General features: G+C 63.2%; 16 protein-coding genes. 6 read left to right on the forward strand and 10 right to left on the reverse strand.

What is annotated here, in order from left to right; all coding sequences use genetic code 11:
- Positions 1–43: 43 nt before the first annotated feature.
- From AC1Q80_RS25950 to AC1Q80_RS25965, 4 genes are all read right to left on the reverse strand, one after another.
- On the reverse strand, positions 44–448 hold the full coding sequence (locus tag AC1Q80_RS25950; protein ID WP_173423071.1) for a hypothetical protein: 405 nt from the start codon (positions 446–448) through the stop codon (positions 44–46).
- Positions 449–534: 86 nt separating this feature from the next.
- Positions 535–1,005, reverse strand: a complete 471-nt coding sequence (gene cueR / locus AC1Q80_RS25955) for a Cu(I)-responsive transcriptional regulator (RefSeq protein ID WP_173423070.1) — start codon at positions 1,003–1,005, stop codon at positions 535–537.
- 105 nt (positions 1,006–1,110) lie between these two features.
- Entirely contained in the window at positions 1,111–3,633 is a 2,523-nt protein-coding gene (locus AC1Q80_RS25960; RefSeq protein WP_492362284.1) for a heavy metal translocating P-type ATPase, read from the reverse strand.
- Positions 3,634–3,831: 198 nt separating this feature from the next.
- Positions 3,832–4,029, reverse strand: a complete 198-nt coding sequence (locus tag AC1Q80_RS25965) for a heavy-metal-associated domain-containing protein (protein WP_173423068.1) — start codon at positions 4,027–4,029, stop codon at positions 3,832–3,834.
- Between the two features lie 433 nt (positions 4,030–4,462).
- Between AC1Q80_RS25965 and AC1Q80_RS25970 the strand changes: the two genes are divergently transcribed.
- Positions 4,463–5,755 (forward strand): NCS2 family permease, encoded by a 1,293-nt coding sequence (locus AC1Q80_RS25970; RefSeq protein WP_173423067.1) that lies wholly within the window; start codon positions 4,463–4,465, stop codon positions 5,753–5,755.
- 124 nt (positions 5,756–5,879) lie between these two features.
- Here the strand turns inward: AC1Q80_RS25970 and AC1Q80_RS25975 are convergent, their stop codons facing one another.
- Together AC1Q80_RS25975 and AC1Q80_RS25980 are read right to left on the reverse strand one after the other, a co-directional pair.
- Positions 5,880–6,200 carry a 2Fe-2S iron-sulfur cluster-binding protein gene (locus AC1Q80_RS25975; protein ID WP_209790020.1) on the reverse strand — a complete coding sequence of 107 codons (321 nt, stop codon included), beginning with the start codon at positions 6,198–6,200 and terminating at the stop codon, positions 5,880–5,882.
- 68 nt (positions 6,201–6,268) lie between these two features.
- The gene (locus AC1Q80_RS25980; RefSeq protein WP_492362285.1) at positions 6,269–7,522 is read right to left on the reverse strand and encodes a cytochrome P450; all 1,254 of its coding nucleotides are present in this window, start codon (positions 7,520–7,522) and stop codon (positions 6,269–6,271) included.
- Positions 7,523–7,633: 111 nt separating this feature from the next.
- On the opposite strand from AC1Q80_RS25980, the gene AC1Q80_RS25985 reads away from it, so the two are divergent.
- On the forward strand, positions 7,634–8,482 hold the full coding sequence (locus tag AC1Q80_RS25985) for a helix-turn-helix transcriptional regulator (RefSeq protein ID WP_173423064.1): 849 nt from the start codon (positions 7,634–7,636) through the stop codon (positions 8,480–8,482).
- 84 nt (positions 8,483–8,566) lie between these two features.
- On the opposite strand, the gene AC1Q80_RS25990 is transcribed toward AC1Q80_RS25985, so the two are convergent.
- From AC1Q80_RS25990 to puuE, 3 genes are read right to left on the reverse strand one after another with little or no spacing between them, the layout of a single operon-like run.
- Positions 8,567–9,052 (reverse strand): ureidoglycolate lyase, encoded by a 486-nt coding sequence (locus tag AC1Q80_RS25990; protein ID WP_034799348.1) that lies wholly within the window; start codon positions 9,050–9,052, stop codon positions 8,567–8,569.
- 29 nt (positions 9,053–9,081) lie between these two features.
- Positions 9,082–10,104 (reverse strand): allantoicase, encoded by a 1,023-nt coding sequence (alc, locus tag AC1Q80_RS25995; RefSeq protein WP_492362286.1) that lies wholly within the window; start codon positions 10,102–10,104, stop codon positions 9,082–9,084.
- 8 nt (positions 10,105–10,112) lie between these two features.
- Positions 10,113–11,528 (reverse strand): allantoinase PuuE, encoded by a 1,416-nt coding sequence (gene puuE / locus AC1Q80_RS26000; protein ID WP_492362287.1) that lies wholly within the window; start codon positions 11,526–11,528, stop codon positions 10,113–10,115.
- Positions 11,529–11,699: 171 nt separating this feature from the next.
- On the opposite strand from puuE, the gene uraH reads away from it, so the two are divergent.
- The 4 genes from uraH to xdhC are packed head-to-tail and all read left to right on the forward strand — an operon-like array spanning position 11,700 to position 16,792.
- A complete protein-coding gene (gene uraH / locus AC1Q80_RS26005; protein WP_209790015.1) occupies positions 11,700–12,071 on the forward strand; it encodes a hydroxyisourate hydrolase in 372 nt (123 codons plus the stop codon).
- A gap of 6 nt (positions 12,072–12,077) precedes the next feature.
- The gene (gene xdhA, locus AC1Q80_RS26010) at positions 12,078–13,559 is read left to right on the forward strand and encodes a xanthine dehydrogenase small subunit (protein WP_492362288.1); all 1,482 of its coding nucleotides are present in this window, start codon (positions 12,078–12,080) and stop codon (positions 13,557–13,559) included.
- Between the two features lie 12 nt (positions 13,560–13,571).
- Positions 13,572–15,923, forward strand: a complete 2,352-nt coding sequence (gene xdhB, locus AC1Q80_RS26015; protein WP_492362289.1) for a xanthine dehydrogenase molybdopterin binding subunit — start codon at positions 13,572–13,574, stop codon at positions 15,921–15,923.
- 5 nt (positions 15,924–15,928) lie between these two features.
- Positions 15,929–16,792 (forward strand): xanthine dehydrogenase accessory protein XdhC, encoded by an 864-nt coding sequence (xdhC, locus tag AC1Q80_RS26020; protein ID WP_492362370.1) that lies wholly within the window; start codon positions 15,929–15,931, stop codon positions 16,790–16,792.
- Between the two features lie 2 nt (positions 16,793–16,794).
- Here the strand turns inward: xdhC and AC1Q80_RS26025 are convergent, their stop codons facing one another.
- Positions 16,795–17,172 carry a winged helix-turn-helix transcriptional regulator gene (locus tag AC1Q80_RS26025; RefSeq protein WP_173423057.1) on the reverse strand — a complete coding sequence of 126 codons (378 nt, stop codon included), beginning with the start codon at positions 17,170–17,172 and terminating at the stop codon, positions 16,795–16,797.
- Between the last annotated feature and the right edge of the window lie 9 nt (positions 17,173–17,181).

Raw genomic sequence — 17,181 nt, forward strand, 5'->3', positions numbered from 1 at the left:
AGGCCAAGACCTTGACCGCAGATGCGGTCAGCTGTTCACGAAATCAGGTTCTTGGAGGGCGGTGCAGACCGGCACGGTCGCCGGGGCTCAGATGCGACTGCAGCCCGGCGTTCAATGTGGAGCGTGGCAGGCCGAAGCGGGTTTCGCCGGCATCGGCAAGAACGGCGACGGACGCACAGAACGTCTTGCAGCAGTCCTTCTTGTCGGCCTTGCCGCTGTCGCTGATCGGTTTCGTCTTGTTGCTGTCGGCGCTCGGGCAATGCTCGCTTAGGGTCGCTGTATCGACCGAGGCATCCGGCTGCGTTGCTGCGTGCATTTGCATCGCCGCATGCGAGGCAACGTGGGTCATGCCGGCAGCCGTGGAAAAGGGCAACACGGCCAGCGACAGCATCGTCACCAACTTGAGCATCGTCAGCAGACGCTGATATGCATGTCGTGCCTTTTCCATCATCAATCCGTAGAAACGCTCTCGATTCCTGTCAATGCTACCGGCGTAGCTCAGGCTCACGAATGCGTGAGCCTTGGCCCAAGTTCTTAGGCCCGTCGGCGGTTGCGGACCGGCTCGAGGCCGGCCGGACCGAAGCGTGCCGGCTCGGGAGCTTTGCCCGGTTCGGTCGCCATGGCGGCGAGATCGTCGAGGATCGGGCAATCCGGCCGGCCGTCGCCGTGGCAATTGGCGGCCAGGTGCTTCAGCGTACGGCTCATCGCCTTCAATTCCTCGGCTTTGCGCTCGAGGATTTCGACGTGCTCGAGCGCGATCTTCTTGACCTCGCTGCTGGCGCGCGAGCGGTCGCGCCACAGCGTCAACAGATCGGCCATCTGCTCGACGGTGAAACCGAGATCGCGGGATCGGCGGATGAAGCGCAGGGTGTGGACGTCGTTGTCACCGTAGTTGCGATAGCCGGCCTCGCTGCGGTCGGCCGGCGGAATGAGGCCGATCGTTTCGTAGTAGCGGATCATCTTCGTCGAAACGCCGGAGGCGCGTGCGACTTCGCCGATGTTCATGACTTCACCTTTCGAGCGGTGCGCGGAGCGCTTGTATTCGTATCGAATATAGGAACTCTCCCCGGCAGGCACCATGTGGGCGAGCCGCCGGGGAGAGGTGTGCTGTTATCGCGTCGCGGGCGTTTGCGCGACGACGCCGCGGAAACTCCTCAGGCGAAGCGCATTGCCGAGCACGAAGACGCTCGACAGCGCCATCGCACCGGCGGCGAAGATCGGTGACAGCAACAGGCCATAGGCGGGGTAGAGAGCGCCCGCAGCAACCGGGATGAGGACCGCGTTGTAGGCGAAGGCCCAGAACAGGTTTTCCTTGATGTTGCGGATCGTTGCCTTCGACAGGGCGATCGCGTTCGGCACGCCCAGGAGATCTCCGGACATCAGCACCACATCGGCGCTTTCGATCGCGACATCCGTGCCGGTACCGATTGCCAACCCGACATCGGCCTCGGCAAGCGCTGGCGCATCGTTGATGCCGTCACCGACGAAGGCGACGGCACGGCCGCCGGCTTTCAGCCGCTTCAGGGCGGCAACCTTGCCGTCGGGCAGCACCTCGGCGATGACTTCGTCGATGCCGAGCTTGGCGGCGATCGCTTCTGCGGTTCGACGGTTGTCGCCGGTGATCATCGCCACCTTGAGGCCGAGATCGTGCAGCATGCGGATCGCCTGCGGCGTCGTTTCCTTGATCGGGTCGGCAACGGCGATGATGGCCGCAAGCCTGCCGTCGATTGCGGCATAGAGCGGGCTCTTGCCTTCCGCGCCGAGGCGGGCTGCCTGGTCGGCAAACATCGAGACGTCGAGATCGAGCTTGGCCATCAGCCGGTCGGCGCCGACATGGACGCTGCGTCCGTTGACGGTGGCGCTGGCGCCGAAGCCGGGCACGGCTTCGAAGTTGGCAGGCGCTGCAATAGCGATGCCTTCCGCCTTCGCGGCCTCGACAATCGCCTCGGCGATCGGATGTTCCGACCGGGTTTCGACGGCAGCCACGAATGCTAGCACGTCGCCACGTTCAAATCCGGGGGCGGTGTCGAGGTCGGTCAGCTCCGGCCGGCCCTTGGTGAGCGTGCCGGTCTTGTCGACAGCAATGATCTGGGCGTTGCGCAGGGTCTGCAAGGCTTCGCCCTTGCGGAACAGCACGCCCATTTCGGCCGCCCTGCCGGTCCCGACCATGATCGAGGTGGGGGTCGCAAGACCCATGGCGCAGGGGCAGGCAATGATCAGCACGGCGACGCCGTTGACGAGCGCAAAGCTCAGCGCCGGATCCGGACCGAAGATCAGCCAGATCGCGAAGGTAATGGCGGCGATGGCGATGACGGCCGGAACGAACCAGGCTGTCACCTTGTCGACCAGCGACTGGATCGGCAGCTTGGCGCCCTGGGCCTGTTCGACCATGCGGATGATCTGCGCCAGCACCGTGTCGGCACCGACCTTGGTGGCGCGGAAGGTGAAGGAGCCGGTCTTGTTGATCGTGCCGCCGACCACGTCGGCACCGGCGATTTTCTCGACGGGAACCGGCTCGCCGGTGATCATCGATTCGTCGACATAGGAATTGCCCTCGACGACGGTACCGTCGACCGGCACGCGGTCGCCGGGTCGCACCAGCACGGTGTCGCCGGCATGAACGTCGGCAAGCGCGATCTCGATCGTCTCGCCGTCGCGAACGACACGGGCCGTCTTTGCCTGCAGGCCCATCAAATGCTTGATCGCCTCGGAGGTGCGGCCCTTGGCGCGGGCTTCCAGCACCCGGCCGAGCAGGATCAGCGTGACGATGACGGCGGCGGCTTCATAATAGACGTTGGCAGTACCCTCTGGCAGCAGCCCGGATGCAAAGGTGGCGACGACCGAATAACCCCAGGCGGCAGCGGTGCCGATGGCGACCAGCGAATTCATGTCCGGCGCGAGACGCAGGAGCGCCGGGATGCCCTTCTGGTAGAAGCGCAGGCCCGGACCGAAGAGTACCAGCGTCGTCAGCACAAATTGCAGGTACCAGCTCTCCTGCATGCCGATGTTGATCATGACAAAGTCGTGCACGGCCGGGATGAAATGCGACCCCATCTCCAGGACGAAGATCGGCAGCGTCAGAGCCGCGGCGATCAGCAGTGATCGGCTGAGGCGCCTCGCTTCGCGCTCGCGCTTTTCTGCTTCCTCGTCGGTGCTCTCGTCGCCGGTGATGCGCCTGGCGTCGTAGCCGGCCGCGCGCACGGCCTGTTCGAGGCTGGCAGACGTCGCAATGCCCTTGGTGAGCCGCACGGAGGCGCGCTCGGTCGCAAGGTTGACGCTGGCTTGTGTCACACCGGGCACCGCCTTCAGCGCCTTCTCGATGCGAGCGACGCAGGAGGCGCACGTCATGCCTTCGATTGCCAGCTCAATCGATTCTTCAGCGGCGCCATAACCGCTGTTTTCGATCGCCTTGACGATGTCGGCGGTCTTGGTCGTACCATCGAACCGGACGTCGGCTCGTTCCGTTGCAAGGTTGACGGAGGCGGATGTCACACCTGGGACCGCGCGGATGGCTTTTTCGACGCGCGCCACGCAGGATGCGCAGGTCATGCCTTCGACCGGTATGCTGGCGGTGAGCGCAGCACCGCGAATTGCCGTCGCGTACTTGGCTTCGATGGTGGTCACAGATCCCATGATCGTGCTCCTTTATCCTGTTCTTTTATCGGAAGATGGGGCTTCCAACGATGGGAAGGTCAAGGGCGGTTTCAAAGATTTTTTCTCACAATGCGCACCACGATCTTCTGCTTCGGTCCGCCGCCGTCAAACGGCAAACGCCCCGGCGCGGAGCCGAGGCGTCAACCGGTGACCGGGAGGCACCGTCGAGCTTCCAGTTCAGAGTTGGCGACTGTCGTAGCCTGCCGCCTTCAGCGCTTCCGTAATCGAGACGGCTGCGGCGACGGTCTCCACGCTGATCTCACGCGCGCCGAGATCGACCTTGACCGATGCCTGCGGATCGACGCTCAGGATCGCCTTCTGAACGTTGCCGGCACAGTGTCCGCAGGTCATGTTGTCGATCTTGTAGTTCTGCATCGCTTGTCTCCTTGTTTTCGATGTGAGACAAAGATGGGGCTTCCCATCGTTGGAAGGTCAAGAGGCCGGTCGGAGATATTTTCCCCGCGTGCTTCGGCCGCCGAATCCGCCGGCAAAAAGCCGAGAAATGGCCGTCATATCGGCCGCAACTGCTCCGAAAAATTTGAAAGTCTTTCATCGCCGAACCCTGGAATGGACGGCTAGCGGTCGGCCGCGGGAAGACGCACAATCCGAAGGCTGTGCACAAGGGCATTCGCGTCGTCTCAAGGAGGGCGGACGATCGCCCGCCCGGTACGGGCCGCAAGCGGTCCGTTATGCGGTTGCGCCGGGTCATTCGGCGACGATCGAAATGCACTGGTCGGGGACTGGAGGAGACTGTGTCCCGATCTCTGTCGTTCGGCTGCGTCGTGGCGACGCCGCCAAGGGAGGAAATATGTTTGAACGACTATTCAAGTTAAATGAGCATGGGACGTCCGTGCGCACCGAGGTGATTGCCGGCGTCACGACATTCCTGACGATGTCCTACATCATCTTCGTCAATCCCGACATTCTGTCGACCACGGGCATGGATAGGGATGCCGTCTTCGTCGCGACCTGTATTGCCGCCGCACTCGGCTCGGCCGTCATGGCGCTCGTCGCCAACTGGCCGATCGGCATGGCGCCGGGCATGGGCCTCAACGCCTTCTTCGCCTTTACCGTGGTTGCAGCTCTCGGCTTCACCTGGCAGCAGGCGCTGGGCGCCGTGTTCATCTCCGGCGTGATCTTTCTGATCCTGACTGTAACCGGGGTGCGAAGCTGGCTGATCGCCGGCATCCCGCATTCACTCAGAAGTGCGATTGCCACCGGTATCGGCCTGTTCCTCGGCATCATCGCGCTGAAGAATGCCGGCATCGTCGTCGACAATCCGGCAACGCTGGTCGGCCTCGGCGACCTGAAGCAGACCGGTCCGCTGCTGGCGATCCTCGGCTTCTTCGTCATTGCGGTGCTCGATTCGCTTAAAGTGCGCGGCTCGATCCTGATCGGCATCCTCGTCGTCACCATTCTGTCGATGCTGCTGGGTGTCAGCGAATTCAAGGGTATCGTCTCTGCGCCGCCGAGTATCGCACCGACCTTCATGCAGCTCGATATCATGGGCGCGCTCCATGGCGGTCTGGTCCACGTGATCCTCGTCTTCGTGCTCGTCGAAGTCTTCGATGCCACGGGAACGCTGATCGGGGTGGCCAAGCGCGCCAAGCTGGTGGAAGAAGGAAAGCCAAGCCGTCTCGGCCGGGCGCTTCTCGCCGACAGCACCGCCATCGTTGCCGGTTCGCTGATCGGTACCAGCAGCACCACGGCCTATGTCGAAAGCGCCTCCGGCGTCCAGGCTGGCGGGCGCACGGGCCTGACCGCGCTCACCGTCTGCGTGCTCTTCCTGGCGGCGCTGTTCTTCTCGCCGCTGGCGGCCGCCGTCCCATCCTATGCGACGGCTCCGGCCCTGCTCTATGTCGCGGGCCTTATGATGCGCGAACTGACGGAAGTCGACTGGGACGACCTGACGGAAGCGGCACCGGCAGCACTCACAGCACTCGCCATGCCCTTCACCTATTCGATCGCCAACGGCCTTGCCTTCGGCTTCGTGAGCTATGTCGTGCTCAAGGTGTTCACCGGCAAGTGGAGCGTCATCCACCCGGCAACGCAGTTGGTTGCGGCGCTCTTCATCGTGCGCTTTGCCTTCTTCGCCGAATAAGACAAAGACCGGGGCAGACAATGCCCCGGTACCGTAATCTCAGAACTTCCCCCGAGAAGGCTGGCCGGACCGCAGACCTCTTGCGGCTCCGGTCTTTTTACATACGACGGAGCGTTAGCCCCGGTCAGTATTGCCCGGCCGGCAGATGCACGACGAGCCCGTCGAGCGCGGCGGAAACAGTGATCTGACAGCTGAGCCGGCTGCGTTCATCCGGATTGACGACGCACTCGATCATGTCCTGCTCCTGGTAGTCGGGCGCGGGCAGCTTTTCGCTCCATCCCGCGTCGATGTAACAGTGGCATGTACCGCACGCGCAGGATCCGCCGCATTCGGCCGCAATGGCGTCGATGCCGTTTTGAACGGCCGCGGACATCACCGACTGGCCGATTTCGGCCTCAACCTCGGTCGACTTCCCCTCGGCATCCACAAAAACAATCCTTGGCATTCCATAGTCTCCACTCAAATCTGAATTCGTTCGACGTATCTTGTGCGACAAGGCGCGATCGCTGGCGTTCAAGCCGGTTTGATGGCGATCTGCAGCCGCTTCGGGCCGCGCACCGAGAGGCCGCGCTTGTATTCGGGCCTCTCGTCGACAAGCTCGATCTGCGGAAAGCGTCGCAGCAGTGTGCTGAAGATGATGTCCATATCCAGCCGGGCGAGATGGTTGCCGAGACAGAAGTGCACGCCGCCTCCGAAGGCGAGATGCCTGTTGGGGCTGCGGCCGATGTCGAAGCTGTCGGCATTGTCGAACTGTCTGGGGTCGCGGTTGGCTGCGCCGTAGAGCACGCCGAACTTGGTGCCACGCGCGAAAGTCCGTCCGGCGATTTCCACTTCCTCGATGCAGTGGCGGTGGAAGAACGGAAGTGGCGATTCGTAGCGGAACATTTCCTGCACGGCGGTCTGGATCAATGCCGGGTCCTGGCGCAGCCGCGCCATCTGCTCGGGAAAGCGCAACAGCGCGTGCATGCCGCTCCCGAGTACGTCGATCGTCGAGCCGTGGCCGGCCATCAGGATCAGCATGCAGGTGGAGATGAACTCGTCGGCGTTCATCGCTCCGGTGCGTTCCGCCTCGATCAGAACGGAAATGAGATCGTCCTTTGGGCTGCGCTCGCGTTCGTGCTTGAGGGCTGTCAGGTATTCGTAGAACTCTGTTGTGTTGGTCTCGGCGATCAGCTTGCGTTCATCCGAGCGGTCGACGTCGAAAAACTGGACGATGTTTTCCGACCAGATGCGCAACTGGGGACAGTCTTCATCGGGAACGCCGAGCAGGCGGCCGATGATATGGCCGGGCACATGGGCTGCGAGATCGTCGACGAAATCGATCTGGCCGCGATCGGCAAGACTGTCGATCAGCCTGTTGACATAGGCCTGGATCTGGTCGCGCAGCTTGGCGATCATTGCCGGGGTGAACAGCTTGAACACCTGCCGGCGCAGTCGGTCGTGCACGGCGCCGTCGCTGTCGAGCAGGCTGAACTGCACGAAACGCGAGTGGTTCGGCATGTCGTGCCAGTTGCCGGCGCGCTGGATGCTGGCGATTTCTTCGGCTGTGGCGATATCCTCCAGCGAGCGAACCATGCGCTTGTCCATCACGATCGCCGAGGCATCCTCGAAGCGCGAGGCGAGCCAGATGTCGAAATCCGCGAAATAGTGCAACCCCTCTTTTTCGCGCAGCGCGCGGTAGGTCGGATAGGGATCGCGAGCAAAATCCGGGGACAGCGGCGCGAAGGTAAAATTCGCGGCGTCGCCATTCGGCGCGGCTTCGGTCATGGGCAATTCTCCGTGCATAAAGCTGCATGATAACGTCACTGCCGTAGCTCTGTGAATGGTGCCCTGTCGCAAGATGATGGACAAAACTCGCATCGAATGCCAGAAAATGGCATGCTGCCCGAAAGCGAAGAGATCTATTTCCACACACCGGCAAAATTCGCCGATGCGTTTCCCTATCTGGCGCTGGTGGCCGGAAGCCGGACGGCACGCCATGACGAGGCGCCGATCCGCAAACGGTTCCACCAGCATGTCTTCGTCTACACGATCGGCGGATGCGGGTTGATCGAGGTGCGCGGTCAACGGTTCCTGGCCGAAACCGGCAGTGTTGCCTGGCTCGATACGGCTCAGGCCTATGCGCATAGCTGCGCTGCCGACAGCGAAAGCTGGCGTTATCTCTGGATGGGGATCGAGGGACACGGGCTTGATGCGCTCTATCAGTTTCTTGGCGTGCAGCAGTCGCCATTGTTCGTGCCGAGAGACATGCGGAGCGCGCAGGCGGCGTTCGAAAGTGTGAGCGGATTTCTTGCCGAGCGCTCGCCGGCGACGGACGCCTTGTCGAGCGCCGCCATCGCGGGGCTGATGGCGGACATGATCGCGCCACGGCTGATCGGAGCCGAACCGGCCGAGGACAGGTCCGGTGAAGACCGTTTGCTTCAGGTTCTGTCAGTGATGCGCGACGATCTCGCCAGGCCCTGGACGATCGACGATCTTGCGTCGCTTGCGCGGCTGAGCCCGTCGCAACTCTTTCGCCGCTTTCGCGACATGGTTGGAACGACGCCGATGGACTGGCTGCGCCACGAGCGGATCAACCAGGCAAAGCGCCTGCTGGTTGGACCCGATGCCAAGGTCTCGGCGGTGGCCGCCGTCTGCGGCTATCCGGATCCCTATCATTTCTCGCGCGATTTCCGCCGCGTGACTGGATACACGCCGACAAAATTCCGGCGGGATGGCGGCTATTGAGGCCGCAGTCTTCGCCCGATTTCGGCGGCCAGCGAGGCCCTGGCGCACCGATAACCCGACCGGACGACCGGGTCATGCATTCACTCACACGATCAGGAACGGCTCCTTGAAGAAGTGTTCCTCCAGATTGACGCCTTCGCCGCCGCGATCGACCACCGCGAAATCCGAGACGTCATCAAGCGGCGTCAGGATGCCGTGCCAAACATTGCGAGCGATGTTGACGCCCTGGCCCGGGGTGGTCTTGAAGGCGATCGGTTCACTCGGGCCTTCGTCGGTTTCCCGGGAGACGACGATCAGAAACGGATTGTCGCTCAAGGGGATGAAGGCCTGGCTGCCGAGCGGATGGCGCTCGACCATGGTGAGTTTCAGCGGCAGCGGATAGGGTACGCCGCGCACCAGGCTGATCATGGGCCGGGCCTTTTCGCCTGTTGTATCGATCTTGGCGAGGTCGTGGTAGCGGGTTGCATTGCCCCCGTTGATGGGGAAGTTGTTGGCATTCTCCGTTTCGATCACGTCGCCGAAAGGCGCAAAAGCCTCCCGGGTCAACGGCTGTATGACGATCTCCTTCATGTGACGCTCCTCCGTCTGATGTTGGTCGTTTAAGGGGTGCCGGCACCTGCAATGCGCCCGAAGACTCGCAGCCGGCTGACGCCGCCATCGGGGTAGATGTTGAGACGGACATGAGTGGCGAGACCGATGTCTTCGATCATGCCTGCGCCATAGTCATGGATGCTGTCGGGGCTCAGCTGCTGGCGCGGCAGCACGTCCCTCCAGTAGAGCGACGATGCTGTCACTGCAGCGTCGACGGCACACTCCGCCTCGCTGAGGTCGGCCGCCTGCACCGAGCAGGCATCCGGGTAGTTACCCTTGAAATGTGCGGTGTCGACGATAACGCGTTCGATCGACGTCCGTGCGGCAAGGTGTACGATGATCCAGTCGTTGCCCGGTTCGCGCCGCCGCCGCGTCTCCCAGCCGTCGCCCATGTTGATCGCCGGGCCGGGCGCTAGCAGCCGTTGATGGCCGTAATGGCCGTTCGAAAAGGCGACAATCCGGCCGCCGAGCAGCGAGGATGCGAGGTCGACGGCCTCGTAGCCGAACCTACTTAGGTCGAGTTCGGGCCTGCCATAGACCCGTAACCGGGCAATGCCGCCGTCGGGATAGATGCGCAGCCTGACGTGACTCCAAACGCCTTCGACCCGCGCCGGGAAGAAATGATGGGCGCTTGGGCCAAGCGGGCTCGTGCACAAAAGCTCGGTCCACACTGTCGTTTCATCAGGTCCTCCTGGCGCCAGACAGGCATCAATGGCGCAGGCACTGGGGTAGTTGCCGGTGAAGTGGGCTGTGTCCACGTCGAAGCCAGCGATCCGGCCGCTTGCTGCAAGGGCGACGATTGCGTGGTCATGGCCAGGGCCGCGCCGACGCCGGGTTTCCCAGCCGTCCATCCATTTGCCGTGGTCGTCGTAGACACCGGGATGGAAGACTGCGGGACAATCCTGCAGCAGCCGCTCAAGCGGGGCGAAGAACTCGTCCGTCGCAAAGACCGGCCTGGCGCCAAGGCCGGCGGAGGCGAGATTGATCGCCTTGCGCGCGAAGTCAGGCAGGCCGGCGCCATCGGTCGTCATCGCGGCGCTCAGCTCGGCAGCATGTCTTTGAGGCGGAGAAGCGCAATCCTTTCCACCTGACGGCAGGCCGTCTTCAGCTCGCTGTCGCGATCGTTGCCGATCCGGGTTTCGAAGGCCGCCAGGATATCATCCTTGCTGCGGCCCCTGACGGCGATGATGAAGGGGAAACCGAATTTGGCGACATAGGCGCTGTTCAACTCGGTGAACCGGGCACGCTCGGCATCGGTCAGTGCATCCAGGCCGGCCGAGGCCTGTTCGCTGGTCGAGCTTTCGGTCAGCCGCTTTGCCTGCGCCAGCTTGCCGGCGAGATCCGGGTGGGCGTTGAGCACGCCGAGGCGTTCGTCCGCCGTCGCCTCGCGGAAGACTGCGGTGAGCGCCGCTGCAAGCCCGATCGCAGTGTCGTTGGCCGCCGACAGTTCACCGGCAAAGGCGCGCTTGGCGATCCAGTCGGAATGCTCGAACACACCGCCGAAACGAGCGACGAAATCGGCTTCCGAAAGCCGCGACGGACGATCGTCCCAGGCCTTGAACGGATAGGTCTTTGCCCAGTGGCGCGCGATATCGATGCGCCGGGCGAGCCAGACCTTCTCGTGGCTTTTGACATAATCGATGAAGCGGGCAAGGGCTGCGGCGCGACCCGGCCGGCCGACGAGACGGCAGTGCAGGCCGATGCTCAGCATCTTTGGTGCACCGGTCGTGCCTTCCGCATAGAGCACGTCGAAGCTGTCCTTGAGATAGCTGAAGAACTGGTCGCCGCTGTTGAACCCCTGCGGTGTCGCAAAGCGCATGTCGTTGGTGTCGAGCGTGTAGGGAATGACGAGCTGATGGCGACCTGCATGTTCGTGCCAGTAGGGCAGGTCGTCGGCATAGCTGTCGGAGACGTAGTCGAAGCCGCCGGTCTCGGTCACCAGATCGAGCGTATTGTCGGAACAGCGGCCGGTGTACCAGCCGCGCGGCGGTTCGCCGGTGACCACAGTGTGCAGCCGGATCGCCTCGGCGATCTCCTCCCGTTCGCGCTCGGGGCTGAAATCCTTGTGCTCGATCCATTTGCGGCCGTGCGAGGCGATCTCCCAGCCGGCATCCTGCATGGCGGCGACCTGGGCCGGCGACCGCTTCAGCGCTGTTGCGACGCCATAGACCGTCGCCGGCACGCCCTTTTCGGTAAACATCCGGTGGAGCCGCCAGAAACCGGCGCGGGCGCCATATTCATAGATCGACTCCATGTTCCAGTGGCGCTGTCCGGGCCAGGCCTGAGCGCCGACGATTTCCGACAGGAAGGCCTCCGATGCGGCATCGCCATGCAGCACGCAATTCTCGCCGCCTTCCTCGTAATTGATCACGAATTGCACGGCAATCCGCGCCTCGTCGGGCCAGACGGTGGTGGTATCAGGGCCATGGCCGTGAAGATCGCGGGGGTATCTCATATGAAGCAGTCCTCCAGACATTTGTCTCTGCGGCCTGATTCCTAACGGGATTTTTCCAACGTCATTCCCCCTGAAAATTTTGAAAGTCTCGAATGAACGGCCCGCTTCTCAATGCCCTGGCTCGCCTCGATACTGCCAACTGGAAAGCTGACTTCGGGAGGAGCGATACGCATGCAATCTCATGGTGGAAACGACGGCCGTCTGACGACCCATGTGCTGGATACGGCCAGTGGCAAACCGGCCAAGGACCTGCGCATCGAGCTTTATCGCATCGAAGGCGAGCGCCAGACGCACCTGCGCTCGGTACGCACCAATGGCGACGGACGCTGCGACCAGCCGCTTCTGAGCGGACCGCTGATGCAGACGGGCACCTACGAGTTGCAGTTTCACGCCGGCGATTATCTCGGCTCCGAAGCGGCGCGCGGCGCCAATCCGTTCCTCGATGTCATCCCCATCCGTTTCGGCATAGATGACCAGGCGGCGCACTATCACGTGCCGCTGCTGCTCTCGCCCTATGGCTACTCGACCTATCGCGGGAGCTGACCGGCAATGACCATCCAGATCCGCAACACCATCCGTTTTCTGCTCAACCACCGCCTCGTCGAGCTTTCCGACGTTTCGGCGGTCCAGACATTGCTCGATTTCCTGCGCATCGACCGCAACCTGCGTGGCACCAAGGAAGGCTGCGCCGAGGGCGACTGCGGCGCCTGCACCGTACTGGTCGGCCGAATGCTCGGCGGCCAGCTGAAATATGAATCCGTCAATGCCTGCATCCGCTTCGTCGGCTCGCTCGACGGCTGTCATGTTGTGACAGTGGATTCGCTGGCAACGCCGGGTGGCCCGCTTCATCCCGTCCAGCAGGCGATGGTTGAGACGCATGCCTCGCAGTGCGGTTTCTGCACGCCCGGCTTCGTCATGTCGCTCTATGGCCTCTGGATGGAGAACCCGAAGCCGTCGATCACGGAAATCGAAAAGGCGCTGCAGGGCAACCTCTGTCGCTGCACCGGCTACGCCGCGATCATCCGCGCCGCAGAAGCGATCTCGACGATCGGCGATCTCGGCAAGGATCCGCTGTTTGCCGAACGCGACCGGATCGCCGGTGAACTCGCCAGCCTTCAGGATGGTCGCCGCGTGGTGATCGGCGAGGGATCCGAGCTGTTCATGTTGCCGGCCTCCGTCGACGATTTTGCCGATGTGCTCGAAGCCAATCCGAAGGCGACGATCGTCGCCGGCTCGACCGATGTCGGTCTTTGGGTCACGAAGTTCATGCGCGATATCGCGCCGGTCGTGCACCTGACGCATCTCGAAGAGCTTCGCCGCATCACCGTCGACGAGAACGGTGTGACGCTGGGCGCCGGTGTCAGCTACGCCGAAGCCTATCCAGTTATCACCGAGCATTTCCCGCAACTGCGCGAACTCTGGGACCGGATCGGCGGGCAGCAGGTCCGCAATATGGGCACCGTCGGCGGTAACATCGCCAATGGTTCGCCGATCGGCGACACGCCGCCGGCACTGATCGCGCTCGGGGCCTCGATGACGCTGCGCAAGGGCGCGCGCCGTCGCACGGTCGCGCTCCAGGATTTCTTCATCGCCTATGGCAAGCAGGATCGCGAGCCCGGCGAATTCGTCGAGGCGGTCCATATTCCCTTCCTCGAAGCCGACACGAGCTTTGCCGTCTACAAGATCACCAAGCGGCTGGATGAGGATATCACCGCGGTCTGCGGCGCCTTCCGTCTGACGTTCGACGGTGCCGGCAATGTCACGGACGCTGTGATCGCCTTTGGCGGCATGGCCGGAACCCCGAAGCGGGCTGACCATGTCGAGGCTACGCTCAAGGGCAAGGTCTGGAGCGAGGCGACAGTCGAGCAAGCGATCTCCGCCTTCGATGAGGACTTTACGCCGCTCACCGACTGGCGGGCCTCGGCGGAATACCGCCAGCTGGTGGCGAAGAACCTGCTTCGCCGCTTCTATCTGGAAACGCAGGCGACCGGAAACATCCGGCTCGACCGCACCATCGCTGTTGCCGTCTAGGAGGTGAGACCCATGAATGTGATGCAGCCCATCGACCGCATCCGCGGTGGCGTCCACGAAAACGAGAAACACGAATCCGGCCACAAGCATGTGTCGGGAACCGCCGAATATATCGACGATATCCCCGAACCATCAGGCACGCTGCACGGCTATCTCGGCCTGTCGCAGCGCGCCCATGCCGATATCCTGTCGATCGATTTCGACGCAGTCAGCGCCAGTGAAGGCGTGATCGGCATCCTGACGGCAGATGACATCCCCGGCGAAAACGACATCAGCCCGGCACACAAGCATGACGATCCGGTGTTTGCGACCGGTAAGGTCGAGTTCCACGGCCAGCCGATCTTTGCGGTCATCGCCACGTCGCGCGAGGCGGCACGGCGCGCCGCCGCCAAGGTCAAGGTGGAGTACCGTGACCTGCCGCATGTCACCGACGTGCTGGAAGCGGCTGCCGCCAACTATCCGCTTGTTATCGATCCCTTGAAGCTGGAGCGCGGCGACATCGAAGCCGGCTTCGCCAAGGCGAAGAACGTCCTTCAAGGCGAAATGCGCATCGGCGGCCAGGATCATTTCTATCTCGAAGGCCAGATTTCCTTCGCCATCCCCGGCGAGGACGACGAGGTGCTGGTCTATTCGTCGACCCAGCATCCGAGCGAAACCCAGCACATGGTGGCAACGGTGCTTGGCGTGCCGTCCAATGCCGTGACCGTGAACGTGCGCCGCATGGGCGGCGGTTTCGGCGGCAAGGAAACGCAGGCCAACATCTTCGCAGCAGTAGCGGCGCTGGCCGCCAAGAAGTACCGCTGCGCCGTCAAGGTGCGCCCGGACCGGGACGACGACATGTCGGCGACCGGCAAGCGCCACGATTTCCATGTCGACTATAAGGTGGGCTTCGACGACGAGGGCCGCATCGAGGCGGTCGATGCGGTGTTTGCCGCGCGCTGCGGTTTTTCCGCCGATCTTTCCGGTCCGGTCACCGACCGCGCGCTGTTTCATGCCGACAATTGCTACTTCTATCCGAACGTGCGCCTGCGCTCGAAGCCGTTGAAGACCAACACCGTCTCCAACACCGCCTTTCGCGGCTTCGGCGGCCCCCAGGGCATGGTCGGCGGCGAACGCATGATCGAGGACGTGGCCTATGCCGTCGGCAAGGATCCGCTCGAGATCCGCAGGCTCAACTTCTATGGCGGCGAGGGCCGCAATCTCACGCCCTATCACCAGACGGTCGAAGACAACATCATCGGCCGCATCATCGAGGAGCTGGAAACGTCGGCCGATTACGCCGCGCGTCGAAAGGCCGTCATCGCCTTCAACCGGGAGAATCACATCGTCAAGCGCGGCATCGCGCTGACCCCGGTCAAGTTCGGCATCTCCTTCACCAAGACAGAATACAATCAGGCGGGCGCCCTGGTGCACGTCTATGCCGACGGGTCGATCCACCTCAACCATGGTGGCACCGAGATGGGGCAGGGGCTTTACACCAAGATCGCGCAGGTGGTTGCCGACGAGTTCCAGGTCGATCTCGGGCGGATCAAGGTGACGGCGACGACGACTGCGAAGGTGCCGAACACATCGGCGACGGCCGCATCCTCAGGCGCGGATTTGAACGGCATGGCCGCCGCCAATGGCGCGCAGCAGATCAAGGCGCGGCTGGTGCGCTTTGCTGCCGAACGCTGGAACGTTGCGGAATCCGATGTTGCTTTCGAGCCGAACACGGTGCGCATCGGCGCGGATCGGTTGCCCTTCGGCGAGTTCATCAAGCTCGCCTATGGCGCCCGCATCCAGCTGTCTGCCGCCGGGTTCTACAAGACGCCGAAGATCCACTGGAACCGCTCTGAGGGTCGCGGCCGTCCGTTCTTCTACTATGCCTATGGCGCGTCCTGCTCAGAGGTCAGCGTTGACACGCTGACCGGCGAATATCAGGTCGATCGCACCGATATCCTGCATGACGTCGGCCGGTCGCTGAACCCGGCACTGGACCTCGGCCAGGTGGAGGGTGCCTTCGTTCAGGGCATGGGTTGGCTTACGACCGAAGAACTCTGGTGGGATGCCAAGGGCCGGCTGCGCACGCATGCGCCGTCGACCTACAAGATCCCGCTTGCCTCCGATCGCCCCCGCGTGTTCAACGTTCGTCTCGCCGAATGGTCCGTCAACCGCGAGGAGACGATCCGGCGGTCGAAGGCCGTCGGGGAACCGCCGTTCATGCTGGGCATTTCGGTACTGGAGGCCTTGTCGATGGCAGCCGCGAGCGTTGCGGAGTATCGTATCGCTCCGCGCCTCGACGCGCCGGCAACACCGGAGCGGGTGCTGATGGCGATCGAGCGGCTGCGGGCCGCCGCAAGGCAAGGGACTGTGGCAAAGGGCTGATGGCAATGGTTGCGAGCCGAGAGGATATCAGGGACTTCCTGCGCCGCGAACCGGACTGCGTGCTGGTCGAGGTAACCGGAGCTGCCGGCTCGACGCCGCGCGACACCGACGCCTGGATGCTGGTGGCGCCGGACGCTCTTTTCGGCACCATCGGCGGCGGCCAGCTCGAATATATGGCGATCGACCACGGTCGGCGCGCGTTGAAGCGCGGCGACCGCGCCGACACCATGACGATCCCGCTCGGCCCCGAGATCGGCCAGTGTTGCGGCGGGCGTGTCGCGCTCGCCTTCGCGCGCATCGATCGGGAGAAAGCAACCATGCTGATAGACCGCAGCGATCTGGAAATTGCCAGCCGTCCCCATGTCTATGTCTTCGGCGCCGGCCATGTCGGCGACGCCCTGGCGATGGCGCTGTCGCTCGTGCCGGTGCGCACAATCCTCGTCGATACGCGAGAGGACGAACTTGAGGCGGCAAACATCCACGGCATCGAGACTTGCCTGACGGCGATGCCCGAGGCGGTCGTCCGCGATGCCCCGCGCGGCAGCGCCTTCGTCATCCTCACCCATGACCACGCGCTCGATTTCCTGATTGCGGCCGAGGCGCTCAGGCGCGACGATGCGTCCTATGTCGGCATGATCGGCTCGAAGACCAAGCGTTCCACGTTCAAGAGCTGGCTTTCACGCGAGATCGGTCGGCCCGATCTCTTCGACCGGCTCGTCTGCCCGATCGGCGGAACGGCAGTAAAGGACAAGCGGCCGGCCGTCATCGCCGCGCTCGCCGCCGCCGAGATCATGACCGCTGCTCTCAACCAACATTGGGAAACACCGGCCGTCGGGTCGACCAAGCGGGGCAAGCACGTCGGCGCCTGACATCAGGCGCCTTGGCGCGGCCGGATGATGCAATCGCCGACCTGATCGAATTCGCCCAGCTCCTGCGCGTGACGCTGCCCCCATTCGCATAGGGCAAGCAGGACCGGCTCCAAGCTTTGTCCCAGCGCCGTTGCCGAATATTCCACCCGAGGCGGCACTTCGCGAAAGATCTCGCGATGAACCAGGCCATGTTCCTCCATCTCGCGAAGCTGCTGGATCAGGACTTTCTGGCTGATGGCCGGAACAAGCCGCCGCAACTGCGAAAGCCGCCGCGGACCGTCGAACAGATGATAGAGGATCACGGCTTTCCAGCGTCCCGAGATCACCTTGAGCGCGCGTTCTGATGGCAATGACGGCAGTCTCTTGATGATATCGGTCATGGTTACCAA

Source organism: Ensifer sp. GW823-FHT05D09 (assembly GCF_058795755.1).

What these genes read in the sequence shown, in the direction of transcription:
- AC1Q80_RS25950 (WP_173423071.1), bottom strand. Translation starts at nt 448, where the DNA reads ATGGAAAAGGCACGACATGCATATCAGCGTCTGCTGACGATGCTCAAG.
- cueR (WP_173423070.1), bottom strand. Translation starts at nt 1,005, where the DNA reads ATGAACATCGGCGAAGTCGCACGCGCCTCCGGCGTTTCGACGAAGATG.
- AC1Q80_RS25960 (WP_492362284.1), bottom strand. Translation starts at nt 3,633, where the DNA reads ATGGGATCTGTGACCACCATCGAAGCCAAGTACGCGACGGCAATTCGC.
- AC1Q80_RS25965 (WP_173423068.1), bottom strand. Translation starts at nt 4,029, where the DNA reads ATGCAGAACTACAAGATCGACAACATGACCTGCGGACACTGTGCCGGC.
- AC1Q80_RS25970 (WP_173423067.1), top strand. Translation starts at nt 4,463, where the DNA reads ATGTTTGAACGACTATTCAAGTTAAATGAGCATGGGACGTCCGTGCGC.
- AC1Q80_RS25975 (WP_209790020.1), bottom strand. Translation starts at nt 6,200, where the DNA reads ATGCCAAGGATTGTTTTTGTGGATGCCGAGGGGAAGTCGACCGAGGTT.
- AC1Q80_RS25980 (WP_492362285.1), bottom strand. Translation starts at nt 7,522, where the DNA reads ATGACCGAAGCCGCGCCGAATGGCGACGCCGCGAATTTTACCTTCGCG.
- AC1Q80_RS25985 (WP_173423064.1), top strand. Translation starts at nt 7,634, where the DNA reads ATGCTGCCCGAAAGCGAAGAGATCTATTTCCACACACCGGCAAAATTC.
- AC1Q80_RS25990 (WP_034799348.1), bottom strand. Translation starts at nt 9,052, where the DNA reads ATGAAGGAGATCGTCATACAGCCGTTGACCCGGGAGGCTTTTGCGCCT.
- alc (WP_492362286.1), bottom strand. Translation starts at nt 10,104, where the DNA reads ATGACGACCGATGGCGCCGGCCTGCCTGACTTCGCGCGCAAGGCGATC.
- puuE (WP_492362287.1), bottom strand. Translation starts at nt 11,528, where the DNA reads ATGAGATACCCCCGCGATCTTCACGGCCATGGCCCTGATACCACCACC.
- uraH (WP_209790015.1), top strand. Translation starts at nt 11,700, where the DNA reads ATGCAATCTCATGGTGGAAACGACGGCCGTCTGACGACCCATGTGCTG.
- xdhA (WP_492362288.1), top strand. Translation starts at nt 12,078, where the DNA reads ATGACCATCCAGATCCGCAACACCATCCGTTTTCTGCTCAACCACCGC.
- xdhB (WP_492362289.1), top strand. Translation starts at nt 13,572, where the DNA reads ATGAATGTGATGCAGCCCATCGACCGCATCCGCGGTGGCGTCCACGAA.
- xdhC (WP_492362370.1), top strand. Translation starts at nt 15,929, where the DNA reads ATGGTTGCGAGCCGAGAGGATATCAGGGACTTCCTGCGCCGCGAACCG.
- AC1Q80_RS26025 (WP_173423057.1), bottom strand. Translation starts at nt 17,172, where the DNA reads ATGACCGATATCATCAAGAGACTGCCGTCATTGCCATCAGAACGCGCG.